General features: G+C 66.0%; 15 protein-coding genes. 2 read left to right on the forward strand and 13 right to left on the reverse strand.

Annotation, left to right across the window (positions count from 1 at the left end):
* Window positions 1-142 precede the first annotated feature (142 nt).
* From QU595_RS21375 to QU595_RS21385, 3 genes are all read right to left on the reverse strand, one after another.
* Window positions 143-916 (reverse strand): HugZ family protein, encoded by a 774-nt coding sequence (locus QU595_RS21375; protein WP_315925642.1) that lies wholly within the window; start codon window positions 914-916, stop codon window positions 143-145.
* A 100-nt stretch (window positions 917-1,016) separates the two neighbouring features.
* On the reverse strand, window positions 1,017-1,778 hold the full coding sequence (locus tag QU595_RS21380) for a 3-hydroxyacyl-CoA dehydrogenase (RefSeq protein WP_315925644.1): 762 nt from the start codon (window positions 1,776-1,778) through the stop codon (window positions 1,017-1,019).
* A gap of 75 nt (window positions 1,779-1,853) precedes the next feature.
* Window positions 1,854-2,381, reverse strand: a complete 528-nt coding sequence (locus QU595_RS21385; RefSeq protein WP_315925646.1) for an N-acetyltransferase — start codon at window positions 2,379-2,381, stop codon at window positions 1,854-1,856.
* 271 nt (window positions 2,382-2,652) lie between these two features.
* On the opposite strand from QU595_RS21385, the gene QU595_RS21390 reads away from it, so the two are divergent.
* On the forward strand, window positions 2,653-3,642 hold the full coding sequence (locus QU595_RS21390; RefSeq protein WP_315925648.1) for a glutathione S-transferase family protein: 990 nt from the start codon (window positions 2,653-2,655) through the stop codon (window positions 3,640-3,642).
* A gap of 1 nt (window position 3,643) precedes the next feature.
* On the opposite strand, the gene QU595_RS21395 is transcribed toward QU595_RS21390, so the two are convergent.
* Entirely contained in the window at window positions 3,644-4,144 is a 501-nt protein-coding gene (locus QU595_RS21395) for an NUDIX domain-containing protein (protein ID WP_315925650.1), read from the reverse strand.
* Window positions 4,145-4,197: 53 nt separating this feature from the next.
* On the opposite strand from QU595_RS21395, the gene QU595_RS21400 reads away from it, so the two are divergent.
* Window positions 4,198-5,121, forward strand: a complete 924-nt coding sequence (locus tag QU595_RS21400) for a metallophosphoesterase (protein WP_315925652.1) — start codon at window positions 4,198-4,200, stop codon at window positions 5,119-5,121.
* On the opposite strand, the gene QU595_RS21405 is transcribed toward QU595_RS21400, so the two are convergent.
* From QU595_RS21405 to QU595_RS21445, 9 genes are all read right to left on the reverse strand, one after another.
* Window positions 5,111-5,725 (reverse strand): hypothetical protein, encoded by a 615-nt coding sequence (locus QU595_RS21405; protein WP_315925654.1) that lies wholly within the window; start codon window positions 5,723-5,725, stop codon window positions 5,111-5,113. The two genes, QU595_RS21400 and QU595_RS21405, sit on opposite strands and share 11 nt — an antisense overlap.
* Window positions 5,726-5,794: 69 nt before the next feature.
* Window positions 5,795-6,583, reverse strand: a complete 789-nt coding sequence (locus tag QU595_RS21410; protein WP_315925656.1) for an alpha/beta fold hydrolase — start codon at window positions 6,581-6,583, stop codon at window positions 5,795-5,797.
* Window positions 6,580-8,328, reverse strand: a complete 1,749-nt coding sequence (locus QU595_RS21415; RefSeq protein WP_315925658.1) for a hypothetical protein — start codon at window positions 8,326-8,328, stop codon at window positions 6,580-6,582. Before QU595_RS21415 ends, QU595_RS21410 begins: the two co-directional genes overlap by 4 nt.
* A gap of 155 nt (window positions 8,329-8,483) precedes the next feature.
* The gene (gene leuA, locus QU595_RS21420; protein WP_315925660.1) at window positions 8,484-10,205 is read right to left on the reverse strand and encodes a 2-isopropylmalate synthase; all 1,722 of its coding nucleotides are present in this window, start codon (window positions 10,203-10,205) and stop codon (window positions 8,484-8,486) included.
* Between the two features lie 340 nt (window positions 10,206-10,545).
* Window positions 10,546-10,842 carry a putative quinol monooxygenase gene (locus tag QU595_RS21425; protein ID WP_315925662.1) on the reverse strand — a complete coding sequence of 99 codons (297 nt, stop codon included), beginning with the start codon at window positions 10,840-10,842 and terminating at the stop codon, window positions 10,546-10,548.
* Window positions 10,843-10,985: 143 nt separating this feature from the next.
* On the reverse strand, window positions 10,986-11,918 hold the full coding sequence (locus QU595_RS21430) for a cation diffusion facilitator family transporter (RefSeq protein WP_315925664.1): 933 nt from the start codon (window positions 11,916-11,918) through the stop codon (window positions 10,986-10,988).
* A 7-nt stretch (window positions 11,919-11,925) separates the two neighbouring features.
* Window positions 11,926-14,115, reverse strand: a complete 2,190-nt coding sequence (locus QU595_RS21435; protein WP_315925666.1) for an anthranilate synthase — start codon at window positions 14,113-14,115, stop codon at window positions 11,926-11,928.
* 259 nt (window positions 14,116-14,374) lie between these two features.
* Entirely contained in the window at window positions 14,375-15,424 is a 1,050-nt protein-coding gene (locus QU595_RS21440) for a succinylglutamate desuccinylase/aspartoacylase family protein (protein WP_315925668.1), read from the reverse strand.
* 150 nt (window positions 15,425-15,574) lie between these two features.
* The coding region (locus tag QU595_RS21445; RefSeq protein WP_315925732.1) for a formate--tetrahydrofolate ligase at window positions 15,575-15,696 on the reverse strand (122 nt) is incomplete at its 5' end.

Raw genomic sequence — 15,696 nt, forward strand, 5'->3', positions numbered from 1 at the left:
GCTCTCCTGTGCCGGGCGCCATGGGGGCAATGGCGTCCCGGGAATTCCGATCTCAGCAACCGGTACAATCAGCGGCTGCATAGCCAAGGTAGGGCATTCGTTCCGGAGGGCAAGTCCGACAAGGCCAACCGATGACGAAACCTTAAGGCTGTTGCGCTTGTGCCGCGCTTCCGGCCTTGGCCATCTCGACGAGGGTGCGGCGCAGATCCTGCGCCGCTGCGAGCGGCTTGGGGAAGAAGACGCGCCTGGTTTCGTCTCCGGCGGCCAGGTCCATGCCGTCGGCATCGAAGCCGGTCAGCACCCAGCCGCTGCCGCCGGCCCTGGCATAGTGGCTTGCATAGACGGCGATTGCATCCGCATGGTCGGCGTTCATGTGATCCAGCGCCGGCTGCTCGGCCTCGGCAAGCGCTTCGTTGACCGATGCGTCGCAGATCAGGTCGGCACGGGAGAGCAGGTAGGCCTTGCCGAAGCCGCCGTTCAGGCTGGCGCGCTCCACCTCCAGCCGGAAGATCGAGAAATCGCCGAGGCCGGCATAGAGCTTCGCTTTCGGATTGCGGTTGAGATAGCGCCGTTGCGCGCGTGCCTGCTCGGGCGTGTCGCGCTGAAGCCTGTTGGCCCGGCAACTCAGGGTGATGCGCGGATGCGCCAGCGGGTCGCCCTTGCCGGGTTCGCCGAGCAGGAGGGAACAGCGCGGGTCGGCGACGATCGCGCCGGTGTGCGCGGAGAGCGCCGAAACCAGGATCAGCGGCGTGCCATCCAGATCCGTGGCGACGCCGACGCGGCTGGCCAGGGGCCCGCCCGTTTCCGGATCGAGCACGGCCAGCGCGCCGAAGCGGGCCGAGCGCAGCAGCGTCTTGGCGAGGCGGATCGCCTCTGCGTCCGTTTCCCGGATAACGTCCTTCTTCGGCTGTTCCACTGGCTTCGATCGCTCCGCTGGCGCATCATTAAGTTGAATTTCAATATCAACTTATTGCCTGTACGGCCGGCCTTGGCAAAGGCCGGCCGGATCGGCAGCGCTATTTTGGCGCCATGCGGATAGCTCCGTCCAGGCGGATCGTCTCGCCGTTCAGCATCTGGTTCTCAACGATATGCATCGCCAGCGCGGCATATTCGGAAGGTTCGCCAAGGCGGGGCGGGAAGGGCACGGCGGCACCGAGCGAATCCTGCACCTCCTGCGGCATGCCCGCCATCATGGGCGTCTTGAAGATGCCCGGCGCGATGGTGCAGACGCGAATGCCGGAGCGGGCGAGATCGCGCGCCACCGGCAGCGTCATGCCGACCACGCCGCCTTTCGAGGCCGAATAGGCGGCCTGGCCGATCTGGCCGTCGAAGGCGGCGACGGAGGCGGTATTGACGACGACGCCGCGTTCGCCGCCGGCCAGGGGCTCGAGCTTCGCAGCCTGGTCGGCAACGAGGCGGATCATGTTGAAGGTGCCGATCAGGTTGATCTCGATGACCCTGCGGAACTGGTCGAGCGGATGCGGGCCGTCCTTGCCCACGGTCTTCATGCCGATGACGATGCCGGCGCAATTGACCAGGATGCGCGGCGCGCCAAGCTTGCCGACGACCTCGGCGACGGCGGCCTCGGCCGCTTCCGCGCTGCTGACGTCGCATCTGACGGCGATGCCGCCGATGTCCTGCGCCACCTTCGCGGCGCGCTCCATGCCGATGTCGAGCACCGCCACCTTCGCGCCCCTGGCGTGCAGCGCCCGCGCGGTGGCCTCGCCCAGGCCCGAGCCGGCTCCGGTGACGATCGCGATCTGGCCTTTTGCGTCCATGACCTCATCTCCTCGATTGCAAGGGAATTGCTTACGAGGGGGCGCGGCAAAGCGCAACGGCTGGAGCCGTCGCCGTCAGGCGGGTTCGGCCACCTTGAGCAGGGCGTCGGCATGGTCGAGATCGCCGCGAAGCGCCGATACCGCTCCCGGTATGATCTCATGGGCCAGCAACCTGTCGGGATCGACGGGGCGCGGCATGGAAAGCTGGCCATATGGGATCTTGCGGAAGCCCAGCGGCCCGTAATAGGGCTCGTCGCCAACCAGGACCACTGCAGGCCAGCCGGTGTTCTTCGCCGCTTCCATGGCCAGCGCCACGAGCCTGCGGCCGATGCCGAGGTTCTTGTAGGCCGGGCGGACCGCGAGCGGCCCCAGCAGCAGCGCCTTGCCCGCGCCCGCCGCAATACGCGTCATGCGCACCGAGGCGATCACCACGCCGTTATCGGTCGCCACGAAGGACAGCGCGCGCTCATGCGGCCCCGCCTCGCGGATCTTGTAGGCGGCGCGGGCGAAACGGCCGGGCCCGAAGGCTTCTTCGTTGATGGCGTCGATTTCGGGGTCGTGCGCCGGAGATTCCGGCAGATAGGTCACGTCGGCAAGGCTCATGGTCTTTGCGATCCGGTATGCGAGGAAGGGATGCCGCAAGCGGCAGCGTTCGCCAGTCGGCGCCTTAGGCGCGGGCGTCCTTTCGTCGTCGGTCGAACCGGAGCGTTGCAAAGATGTCCTTCATGACGGCGCTTCCGCTAGCATCAAATTCCAGGCTGGGCAATCGGCCTTTTTCGCGTGCCGCCGCAGGGTGACGGTGCGTTCAGCACAAAAGGTTTGGTGTTGTGCGTCCCGACCCTAAATTGAGGGCGGAAGCGAAAAGGAGCGAATGATGGGTTTGCTGGTCGATGGCAAGTGGCAGGACCGCTGGTACGATACCAAGGAAAGCAGCGGGAAGTTCGTGCGCGGGCAATCCCAGTGGCGCGATTGGGTGACGGCGGACGGCAAGCCCGCAAAGGACGGCGGGCGTGGTTTCAAGGCCGAGCCGGGCCGCTACCATCTCTACGTTTCGCTGGCCTGTCCCTGGGCGCACCGGACGCTCATCCTGCGCAAGCTGAAGAAGCTGGAAGACATCATCTCGATCTCCGTCGTCCATCCTTTCATGGGCGAGAACGGCTGGACCTTCGCGAAAGAGGACGGAGCGACCGGCGACACGCTCTACGGGCTCGACTTCCTCTACCAGATCTACACCAAGGCCGATCCTTCCTATTCGGGGCGGGTGACGGTGCCGGTGCTGTGGGACAAGAAGCAGCAGACCATCGTCAACAACGAATCTTCCGAGATCATCCGCATGCTCAATTCCGCCTTCAACGAATGGGGCGACGCGAGCGTGGATTTCTATCCAGCGCCGCTCAGGGCGGAGATCGACGAGATCAATGCCATGGTCTACCCGGCGGTCAACAACGGCGTCTATCGTGCCGGCTTCGCCACGACGCAGGATGCCTATGAGGAGGCGTTCGGAGAGCTTTTCGCCGCCCTTGACGGGCTGGAGGACCGCCTGTCGCGGCAGCGCTATCTGGTCGGCGACCGCATCACCGAGGCCGACTGGCGCCTGTTCACCACGCTCGTGCGTTTCGACCCCGTCTATGTGGGCCATTTCAAATGCAACCTGCGCCGCATAGAGGATTATCCCAACCTGTCGAATTACCTGCGCGATCTCTATCAGGTGCCGGGCGTGGCCGAGACGGTGAACCTCCACCATATCAAGCAACATTATTATCGCAGCCATCCGACCATCAATCCGACGCGCATCGTGCCGGTCGGACCGGAGGTCGACTATGACGCGCCGCATAACCGCGCACGGTTCCGGAAAGCGGCCTGACCTACCAGTGCGCGGAAGCAGGCGCGTCGTCCAGGGTTTCGGCGATGCGCCTCAGCGTGGCCGGGGTGATGCCCTGCGGCAAGGCATCGAGGGCGAAGAAGCCGGCTTCGGCGATCTCGCGGTCGCGCAGTTTCGGCGCGGTCTGGCGAAAGCCCTCTATCAGGAAAAGGGCGACATGGTCGCGCCGGCTCGCCAGCCGGTTGAAATGCATGGAACGCAGCACGGGCGGCGCGGTCAGGGTGATGTTGCCCTCTTCGGAAAGCTCCCGCGCCAGCGCCTCCTCCATGGTTTCGCCGATCTCGACGCCGCCGCCGGGCAGTTGCCAGCCCGGCACGTAGGTGTGGCGGATCAGGAAGACGGAATTGCTGGCGCGGTCGTAGACAAGGCCGCGCACGCCGAGCGTCATCGGGCGTCTCAGCAGGAAATAGAGGTGGAATAGTTTCGCCCGCAGGCCGGCGAAGCCGGTCTGGCGGAAGGGGCGTTCCGCATCGGCTTCGGTCATCGTGCAAGAAACCTTGGGTGGAAAGGCCGGCGCGTGTCGCATAAGAAGGAGCAATGTTCCGGCTTGCGCATTTGTCCGACGTCCATCTGGGCCCGTTGCCCGATGTAACCTATCGCGATCTCGCCTCCAAGCGTGTGGTGGGCTATGTCAACTGGCAGCGCAACCGCCGCCGCCACATGCACGATGCCGTCATCGACACCCTCGTTGCCGACATCAAGGCGCAGCAACCTTCCCATACCGCGATCACCGGCGATCTGGTCAACCTCGCGCTCGACGGCGAGATCGAGATGGCGCGGTTGTGGCTGGAGGGGCTGGGCGATCCGCACGACGTCTCGGTGGTGCCGGGCAATCACGACGCCTATGTGCCCGGGGCCTTCGACAAGGTGTGCCGGGCCTGGGCGCCCTGGATGACGGGCGACGGCGCAAACGGGCCGGTGGACCGGCATTCCTTTCCATATCTGAGGGTGCGCGGCGGGGTGGCGCTGATCGGCGTTTCCACCGCGCGCGCCACGGCGCCGTTCATGGCCAACGGCTTCTTCGAGGAAGGGCAGGCGGGGCGGCTGGGGCGGCTCCTGGACGAGACCGGCAGGCGCGGCCTGTTCCGCGCCATCATGATCCATCATCCGCCGGTCAGGGGCGCGGTTTCCCAGCACAAGCGGCTGTTCGGCATCGCGCGCTTCCAGAAGACCATCAATCGCCATGGCGCGGAACTGATCCTGCACGGTCATTCGCACGAACCGACGCTGTACTGGACCGGACGCGGCGCCGTGATCCCGGTGGTCGGCGTGGCCGCAGCCGGCCAGGCGCCGGGCGGCAGGCGCCCGGCCGCGCAGTACAACCTGCTGGAGATTGGCGGCGAGAAAGGCAATTGGCGGATACGGCTCACACGGCGCGGCCTGACGGGACCGGCCATGCCGCCGGCCGACCTGCATACGGAAGAACTTGGTGTCGCGGGGCCGGCGCTCGTCAAAAGCTGAGATTCATCTCGGCGAGGCGGGGCCACAGAAACACCACCGACAATGCAAGCCCTACCAGGGCTCCGGCCGCAAGCAACGCCAGGGCCGAAAGCGCGTTTCTCCACGCGCTGCCGCTTCCGGCCCTGCGGAGCGGAGTATCGTCATTGGCGGCTGACGCGCGGGCGAGACCCGGCAAAGGCTCGGCCGGCCCTTCCATCAGCCGCTGATGCTCGACCACCCGTTCCGCGACATAGCGCGTCACCTGGTCGACGACCGGCTTCATGTCGGCGGATTCCGCCAGCACCACGCGCCCTGCGCGCGTGTCCTTGACGAAACGGTAAGTGCGCCGGTCGCGGCCCATGGCGACGTGGCTCACGGCATCGATCCAAAGCCGCGGCTGGAGGCCGGAAGAGACGGCGAAATCGAAATTGTCGATCTCTGCCGGCACCTCGGCGAAGACCGGGGCCAGTTCGGCAGCCAGCAGATCGAGGCGCATGCGGTGCGCCTCGCGCAGATCGACCACCACGTCGTCGCGATCGGCGAGCGCGTTCTTCACGTCGCGGATGGCCTCGGACAGCCTCCGCGAGGACTCCGTCGGGGTCGCGCTTTCGCCGGCGTTCTTCATCAAGCCTGCCTCGCCTGTGGTTAACGCGGTGTTATCACAGCCGCCGGCGGATTGCATCCGCGCCGAGGCTCAGCCGATGTCGCCGCGTTCGGGGCCGAGCGCTGCCAGGATGGTCTCCATGACCGCGCCCGGCGCCTCGTCGATCAGCATGTGCCCGGCCCCGGGGATGCGGCGCAGCCGGAACGCAGGCGGCAGGTCCGCGGCCTGGCCGGGCGGAAGGACGGGGTCCAAGGTCCCCCACAGCACAGAAACGGGCATCTTCAAGCCTGCAAGCAGCTCTCGCGGGATCATGCCCTGCCGTCCGTCGCGCGTCATGGCAGAGGCGATCTCGACCAGCCTGGCCGTCTGACCGGGGCGCTGCCGCGCGGCGAGCCGTTCCTCCACCGAACGCTCGGGAACCTCGTGGCCAGGCCCCGACATCTCGGCCAGACAGGCACGGATGTCTTCCGCGCCGGCGGCCGCCGCGTAGCGGCGCAGCAGAGTTGCCGCAATCTCCTCGCCGAAGCCGCCGGGCGCCAGCAGCGTCAGCGAGGCGATGCGTTCCGGCGCGGCGATCGCCATCAACGCGGCGACCGCCCCGCCCATCGAATGGCCGGCAACATGCGCATGTTCGATGCCGCGCGCATCGAGGTCGGCAAGGATCGCGCGCGCGGCGTTCCTGGCTCCGCCCGAGCCGGGATGGTCGAGCGAGCCGCCGTGACCGGGCAGGTCATAGACCAGCACATGCGCCGCTTCGGACAGCCGCGGCACGAGGCCGGCCCAATCCGCGCCGGACCCGCCGAAACCGTGCAGCAGCAGGAGCGCTTGGCGGCCGCTGCCGGCTTCCTGGGCGTGCAGCCGGGAAGAGGGGATCGTCAACTGCCGGTCCCCAGCCCGGCGGTCCGCAATGCGCGCACCAGAAGCTCGGTCATGTCGGGCGGGAAGTTGCGGTGCCTGAAGATCGCGCGCGGGTTCAGCACGAACTCCGGAAACCGTCGTGTCAGTTCGCCGCGCAGCTTCAGTTCTTCGCCTACATCGCCGCCCAGGTTCGCGGCGACGAGACGGGCCGCAAGATAATGGGGCTTGGTGCCGGTGGGGTTCAACGGGCCGGTGGCGCGGATCGCCTGCCTTATATTTCCGAGCGACAAGGCGCCGGCGAACAGTGCGAAATCCCACCATTGCGGATGCGCGCTGGAGAGGTCGACGGCGCGCGCCATGATCGGCGTGCCCTCGGCATACCGGCCGGCGAAGATCAGGGCGTAGGCGTAGGCGGCCGCCATCGACAGGTCGTAGGTGTTGAGCTCGTAGGCTCGCCGCATCCACCTGATCGACTCTTCCGCCGTGCCGACGCGCGAATCCAGAAATCCGTTGGCGCGGTAGACATAAGGACTGGACGAGGCGATCTGCAGGGCGCGATGCGCCATTGCCGTCGCCGTGTCCGTCGACGCGTCAGGCGGATATCGGTAGCCGTCCGTCACGGCTTCGACCTGGAGTGCCGAAATCTCGGAATAGATGATGGCGGACTTTCCGTTCTCGGCCAGCAGCTTCTCAAAACATCTGTAGGCCTTTTCATGCGTGCCGGCGTTCGGGTCGAGATAGTAGTTGTCGTTGAGGAGCAGGCAATGCGCGAGGCCGCGGTCAAGGTCGGTCTGGTCCAGATAGGCGTAGATCGTGCCGGAGGCCGGAACCGCCGCGCTCAATATGCTGGCCACCGCGTCGTCCACTTTCGAGGCCTCGACATCCCGTTCGGCGAGATTCCGGGAGAACAGGACACGGCCCGAGCCGATGTTCTGCAGTTCCACGGCCACCGAGCCCTTTTCCCGGCCGGGCAAGACACGGAAGATGAAGCTGATGGGGTCGGCGACCGGATCCGGCTTGCTGGCCGGGGAGCGGCCGATGAACTCGATCGTGTCGAAGCCGGACAGGCCCGTCCGCATGGCGGCTGCGACCCGCTGCACCCCTTCGTCCGGCTCCGGCACGACCAGGAACACGAGCGGCAGTTCGTCCGCGGTCGCGATGCGGATGCTGCCGGTGAATTCACCGGGGCCGTGGATGGCGGGGCTTTGTCCGGGGGCCATGAACGCGCCGCCTTGCGTGGCGAGCAGGATGCCTATCGCCGCTCCGGCGATCACCGCCAGCGGCCAGGCCATCCAGGGCCGGCGCCCGGCTTTGGGCATCGGCGGGGGACCGGCGGGCGCCGCAGGGGCGTTTTCCTCGTGCACGGCGAGCGGCGCGGATCGCGCAGCCTTTTCTTCCGCCTTTTCCGCCGTTGGGACAAAGGCCTGGTTCCGCTTGTAGAGCGGGGCATAGCTGCCGCGCGGGATGACGATGCGAAGCGGATCGCCGGCCCCCTCGGCCTCGGCATATTGCTTGAGGAGGTCGCGCAGGCGGCCTATCTGCACGCGTACCACGGCATCCGTGGACGAATCGAAATCGGCGTCCCTGCCGAAAACGTCCATTGCGATGCAATAGCCCTTGAGCTTGTCGGCCTCGCCTGCCTGCTCGCGCTCCACCAGGTAGCGCAGCAGTTTTCGGGCACGTTCCGAACGGCCGAATGTATTGCTTGCGAGCACTCGCTCCAGCGTTTCGCGCACTGCGGGGGCGGCAGGCGTGGCAGACTGCAAGTGTCGAACCCTTTCAAGCCGGCACAAGTCGGATGAGGATCATATAGTGCCGCTGGGCCCGTACAAGAGCGCAACCTGCGCTGGCAATAATTAACCCGGTCGAAATAAATCGACCGGGCGGATAGGGCTCAGTGTGTCACCGAAGGGCCACGCCTTCAGACTGACCTTGCGGCGATGATCCGGTTGGCTGCCGACACGACGGCCTCGAGCGAGGCGGAGGAGATGTTGGTGTCGACACCCACGCCGAAGGCTTTGCCGCCGGCGTGTTCCACCTCCATGTAGCAGATGGCGGACGCGTTGGAGCCGCGCTGGAGCGAATGCTCGGAATAATCGAGCACGGACATTTCCGCGCCGATATGGCGCGACAGCGCGTCGATGAAGCCGTCCACCGGGCCGTTGCCGTGGCCGGTGATCTTCATTTCCCGGCCGCCGTCCGTAATGGTCGCCTCCACGACCCGCCGTCCCTTCGTTCCGGCGTCGGGATAGGTGTGGTGATCGACGAATTTCAGTCGGCCCTGCGGCTGGTCCACATAGGTTTCGATGAACCGTTCGTAGATGCGCCTGGGAGAGACTTCCTTTCCTTCCGCGTCGGTTATCGCCTGGATGTCCTGGCTGAATTCCACCTGCAGGGCACGCGGCAGGTTGAGGCCGTAATCCGCCTGCAGCACGTAGGCGATGCCGCCCTTGCCGGACTGCGAGTTGATGCGGATGATCGCCTCGTAGGAACGGCCCACGTCCTGCGGGTCGATCGGCAAGTACGGGACCTCCCACAGCGGCTTGTTGGCGACCTGCTTGGCCTTCATGCCCTTGTTGATCGCGTCCTGGTGCGAGCCGGAGAAGGCCGTATAGACCAGTTCGCCGACATAGGGATGGCGCTCCGGGATGCGGAGCTGGTTGGAATATTCGTATACATCCTTGATGCGATTGATGTCCGAACAGTCGAGCTTCGGATCGACGCCCTGCGTGTACATGTTGAGCGCCAGGGTGACGATGTCGACATTGCCGGTGCGCTCGCCATTGCCGAACAACGTGCCTTCGACGCGGTCGGCGCCGGCCATGAGGCCGAGCTCGGTGGTGGCGATGCCGGTGCCGCGGTCGTTGTGCGGATGCAGCGAGATGATCAGGTTCTCGCGGTTGTCGAGATTGCGGCACATCCACTCGATGCGGTCGGCATAGGTGTTCGGCGTCGCCATCTCCACGGTCGAGGGCAGGTTGATGATGAGCTTGTTTTCCGGGGTCGGCTTCACGATCTCGGCCACCGCGTTGCAGATCTCCAGCGCCACTTCCAGCTCGGTGCCGGTGAAGCTTTCGGGCGAATACTGGAAGCGGTAGCCGCCGCCCGCCTTGGCCGCCATGTCGGTGATCATCTTGGCGGCGTCGGTGGCGATCCGCTTGATGCCGGCGACGTCCTTGCCGAAGACCACGCGGCGCTGCAACTCGCTGGTGGAGTTGTAGAAATGGACGATCGGCGTCTTCGCGCCCCGCAGCGCCTCGAAGGTGCGGCTGATGAGCTCGGGCCTGCATTGCACCAGCACCTGCAGATCGACCTCGTCGGGCACGTTGCCTTCTTCGATGCACCAGCGGGCGAAGTCGAAATCGGTCTGCGAGGCGGAGGGGAAGCCGACCTCGATCTCCTTGAAGCCCATGTCGAGCAGGAGCTGGAACATGCGCGCCTTGCGCTCATGGCCCATGGGATCGATCAGCGCCTGGTTGCCGTCGCGCAGGTCGACCGAGCACCAGATCGGCGCGTGGTCGATCACCTTGTCCGGCCAGGTGCGATCCTTGAGGCCGACGGTCGGGTAGGGCGCGTATTTGACGCTGGCGGCCGGCATGCCGTGACCGCTCGATGCGGTGGATTGGGAAGTCATCTTGTTCATTTCGGTCTCGTTCTCTTTGCCGCCGCGCGCGATGCGCATCAATCAGGCGGTCTTAAACCAGAAACTCGTTTCTGTTGTGAAGAGTAAAAGGAGCGCGTGCCTGGCGGCAAGATCGACCGCCGGACGCTCCTTCAACGAGCCCGGCGATCGCCGATAAGGCCGAGAAGCAGCAGGCCGGAAGCAAGCGCGCGCACGGTCTCGCCGGCCAGGATGGCCGGGCGGGAGACAGTCGATGCGGGACGCGTTTTCATCGAGGCTCTCTTACAGGACCCGGTCGGCCGAGACAAGAGCCATCCATGGGCCATCGCGCCATGGGAGACCGGAGCCGCCGCGCGGGCGACTATTTCGACAGGCCGAAACCGCCCACAGGGGCGGTTTCCACCTGGAAATCGAACCCGGAAATCATCGGCCTCGCCTTGGCGATGGCGGCCTGGACGTCGGGCCGGGCCAGCGAAGCCTTGTGGCTTTCGGCGTCCGTCCACACTTCCGTTACCCAGAGCGCCGTGGTGTCGGCGGGATCGCGCGCCACGATGTAGTTGAGGCAGCCCGGCAGGGCGCTCGTCGCTTCCAGCAGGATGGCGATGACATCCTCGCGCTTGCCGGGGGCGATGCGAATCTTGCCGATCAGGCCATACATGGTCTTCTCCCTGCGTCGCCCACCGTCCGGCGCCTGTCGCCAGGGTTGAACGGCGACACGCCTTGCGCGGCGCTCGGGAAGAAGTTTGTCCGTTCCGGGCGCGGGGTTCAAGTCCCCGACAGCAGATTGTGCCGCCCCCGGCCTCAGGCGAAGGGAACGGCGGCTGTGCCCTTCGGCAGTTTGGCCTCGTCGTCGGGCTCGACATGGATGGTGACGCGGACCGACGGTATTTCCGCCTTGAGCGCATCCTCGATGCGATCGCAGATGACATGGCTTTCGCCGACGGTCATGTCCGCATTCACGACCAGATGGAACTCGATGAAAGTGGCGCGACCTGCCGCCCGGGTCTTGAGGTCGTGCACCTCCAGAGCGCCCTTCGAGTTGGCGGAGATGACGTCGCGGATGCGCATGTTCTCCTGGATGTCCACGGCGCGGTCCATCAGGCCGCTCAGAGACGCGCTGGTCACCTTCCAGCCCTGGTAGAGGATGTTCATGGCCACGATGAGCGCGAGCAGCGGATCGAGCAGGTGCCAGCCGGTGAAGATGGCGGCGACCAGGCCGATGAGCACGCCGGCCGACGTGACCACGTCGGTCATGACATGCTGGCCGTCGGCGACCAGGGCAGGGGACCTTTGCGCGCGGCCGTTGCTGATGAGGACCCACGCCCAGACCGCGTTGATGACGGCCGCGCCGGTGTTCACGGCGAGGCCCTGCCAGGGTTCGTCCAAGGGCGCCGGATTGCTCAGCGATTGCCAGACCTTGGCGATGATCAGCAGCGCCGCCACCACGATCAGCACGCCTTCCAGCACGGCCGAGAAATATTCGGCCTTGTGATGGCCGAAGGGATGATCTTCGTCCGCCGGCGTGTGGCTGACGAGGATCGCCCAATAGGCCGCGATCGCCGTGACGACGTTGGCGATCGATTCCAGCGCATCGGAATAGAGCGCGACAGAGCCGGTCAGGCGCCAGGCAAGCAGCTTCAGCGCCGTCACGACGAAGGCGACGGCGATCGACCAGAAGGCCAGCGTGGCGATCCTGCGTTTGGACGCGGCGTTTCTGTCTGCGCTCGCGGTCATCGTCCGGTCAGGCCGCCTTTTCCTTCGCCTTGCGCGGCAGGTGCGCCACGACATTCTCGATCATGCGCATGCCCGCATCATGGCCGAGCGACATGATCGATTCGGGATGGAACTGGACTGCCGCCACCGGCTCCTTATCATGTTCGAAGGCCATGATGACGCCGTCGTCCGTTTCGGCGGTGACGGTGAAGTCCCTGGGCAGCGTGGCCGGATCGGCGAAGATGGAGTGGTAGCGGCCGACGGTGACCTCGTTCGGCAGGCCGGAGAAGATGATGCCCGGCTTCGACACCCTGATGCGCGACGGCTTGCCGTGCATGGGCACGCGCAACTGCCGCAACTCGCCGCCATAGGCTTCCGCAAGCGCCTGGAGCCCCAGGCAGACGCCGAAGATCGGCAGGTCGCGCGCCCGCGCCTTTTTGATGGTGGCCGCGCAGTCGAAATCCTTCGGCGTTCCGGGGCCGGGGGAAAGCACCACCAGGTCGGGCTTGAGGCGATCGAACAACTCGTCCGCGACCGGCGTGCGCACGGTGGAGACATTGGCTCCGGTCTGGCGGAAATAATTGGCCAGCGTGTGGACGAAGCTGTCCTCGTGATCGACCAGCAGGACGTTGACGCCCTCGCCGACGCGGGCGGTGGCCCGCTCGGTGGAAGGGGAGTTGCCGGCCTTGGCGTCGCGTATGGCGGAGAGCATGGCTGATGCCTTCAGTTCGGTTTCGGCTTCCTCGTCCTCTGGGACGGAATCGTAGAGCAGCGTCGCGCCGGCGCGCACTTCGGCGATGCCGTCCTTGATGCGGATGGTGCGCAGCGTCAGGCCGGTGTTCAGGTCGCCGTTGAAATGAACCATGCCGATGGCGCCGCCATACCAGGCGCGCGGGCTCTTTTCATTCTGCTCGATGAAGCGCATGGCCCACAATTTCGGCGCGCCAGTGACGGTGACCGCCCAGGCGTGGGTCAGGAAGGCGTCGAAAGCGTCCATGTCGGCGCGCAGGCGGCCTTCGATATGGTCCACGGTGTGGATCAGGCGCGAATACATCTCGATCTGGCGCCGGCCGATGACGCGCACGGAGCCTGGCTCGCAGACACGGCTCTTGTCGTTGCGGTCCACGTCCGAGCACATGGTCAGCTCGGATTCGTCCTTCTTGGAGTTGAGCAGCTTGATGATCTGCTCGGCGTCAGCGATGGCGTCGTCGCCGCGCTTGATGGTGCCCGAGATCGGGCAGGTCTCGACGCGGCGGCCGTTGACGCGCACGAACATCTCCGGCGAAGCGCCCACCAGATACTCGCCTTCGCCCAGGTTGATGAAGAAGGAATAGGGCGAGGGGTTTATCGCCTTGAGCTTGCGCGAGATGTCGGAAGGCGCAGTCTCGCAGCGCTCGTAGAACATCTGGCCCGGCACCACCTCGAACAGGTCGCCGCGGTGGAAGCTTTCCTTGGCGCGCTCGACCAGACGGGCATATTCGCCCGGTTCGTGGTCGCCGCGCGGCGGGATGCGGTCGGCAGGCTTGAACGGTTCGACGGGCGTATCGCGCGGCAGGCCCGCGGTCGAGAAACCGTCGCCGGCATAGTCATAGCGGTCGGTCCAGGCCTTGGCCGAATAATGATCGACCACGAGGATGGCGTCAGGCAGGTAAAGCACCAGATCGCGCTGGCTTTCACTGCGCACCAGCCTGTATTCCACCGGATCGAACTGGAAGGCGAGATCGTAGCCGAAGGCGCCGTAGAGGCCGAGATTGGCGTCTTCCGGCGACTTGAACAGATTGGTTATCGCCCGCAGCACGGAGAAGACGGAAGGCGCGCGGCTGCGCTCCTCCTCGGTGAAGGTCCGGCCAGGCGTTTCGACCTCGAGCCGGATCAGCCTGTTCGTGCTTTCGCGGAGCTTCACTTCGGAGAGCGCACCGACCGCCTTGCCGATGGCCGGCAAAAGCGCCTCGCCACGCCGGTTCAGCGCCTCGATCTTCATGGCGCGGCCGCGCGCCGAAATCGCCAGCGGCGGATCGATGATGGCGGTGTCCCAGCGCGTATAGCGGCCGGGATATTCATAATTGGACGAGAACACCGCGCCGCGGCGCTCGTTCAGCCCGTCGAGATAGGCCTCGATCGCACCGGCATAGGGCTGCTCGTGGCGCTCGCGGGTGATGGCTATGCCGCCCGCCGTCACGAAGCGCTCGGCGCCATTGTCCAGGATTTCCACCGTCATTGCCGTCTCCATTCGCTTCTGGGGCAACGGACCCGGAGGCTGAAAAAACAAATGGCCGCCCGGACATTCCGTTGCGGCCACCATCCATGTTCACGCGCACGCGCTTGCCCAGGCCGCTTCTAGATGGCCCACCACCAAGCAGTCTTCGAGGAGCGCATGTTCATGGCAAAACCCATAGCGGCGAACGCCGCCTTGGGCAAGCGGATTTGCAAAGCCCGGCGCTCCATGGCTGCGCCGGCGAGATGGAGCCCGCAACGGCTCAGTCTTCCAGAGTGCCGGAACGGGCGTCGGTGCTGCGCTTTGCGCCGACCAGCTTGACCAGGTCGTCGCCGGCGCGGGTGATGCGATGCGAGCGCCGGGTGAGGATATAGCCGTCCTGCGGGGCCAAGACCTCCACGCGGCCGTCCTTCTCGCCCGGCGCGTGGACGATGGTGGCGAGCCGGTCGCCCTTTTTTACCCGGTCGCCGGGCTCGACGTCGTAGAGGATGGCGCCGGCCTTCGGAGCGGACATCATCTCGATGTTCTCGAGCGGCGCGACGACGCCTTCGAAGGCGCCGGGGGCGGACATGGCTGGGTCGGCGACGACGCCGCGAGCCGCCAGCAGCCGGTAGAGGCCCTCGGCGTCGGACTTGGCCAGGGGCCCATCCACGTCACCGATGCCGCGATATTCGACCGTCGTCACCACGACCTTGTCGAGCCGGTCGCGCGCGCCCGTCAGATAGGGATGGACAGAGGCCTCCTCGAACGCCGAGTCGCTCGCGCCCCGCCACAGAAGCACCGCTTCGACGCCCATCGCCGCCGCGCAGTCCTGCATCGCCGGCCACAGCTCGGCGGGAACATAGAGATAGGCGACGCTTTCGTCGTCGCAGTGCAGATCGAGCACGATGTCATGGCCGAACGACAGCGCCAGAAGCCTGGCCTTGAGCTTCATGTCCACGCTCGCCAGCGAGGTGTCAGGCAGGAGCGCGGGATCCGGGCGCTCGACCAGCGGGAAGCTGCGATTGAAATTGGTGCGGGTGCCGAGGTGGAAGCGGCCCTGCTGGTCGCCAAGGAAATATTGCGCGCGCCCGATGGGGTTGGCCCAGGGCACCACCGTGATGGAGCCGCGGATGCGCCCTTCGGCTTCGGCTTTTTCCAGCATCGGCATCAGCGCGTCGATGGCGACGGTGCCGGGCAGTTCGCCGGCATGCAGCGCCGCCTGCAGATAGGCGCGCGGCGCGTTCCCGTCCGAACCCTGGAAGCGGAAGACCGGAAATTCATAAGCGACGCCCTCGGTGTCGCCGGCGATCTTTTCCATGGATTTCTGCATGATGCGGCCTTTCGCTCAAATGGAGATTCATGCCGTTGCAGCCGGCGCCTGTCGAGTGGTCCAGCGCGGCCCGTGATGGGCGCAGCAGTGTTTTAGCAAAAGAAAAGGCGCCGCGTTGCGGCGGCGCCTTTGTCTGGAAGCGAAACCCGCTCAGCTCAGTCCTTCGATCTGGCCCTGTTCGTTGAGGCGGATGTTTTCGGAGGACGGCTTCGAGGGCAGGCCGGGCATGGTCATGATCTCGCCGCAGATGGCGACGACGAAGCCGGCGCCGG

The organism is Mesorhizobium sp. SP-1A, assembly GCF_032460275.1.
In the GTDB taxonomy this organism is placed as follows: Bacteria; Pseudomonadota; Alphaproteobacteria; order Rhizobiales; family Rhizobiaceae; genus Mesorhizobium.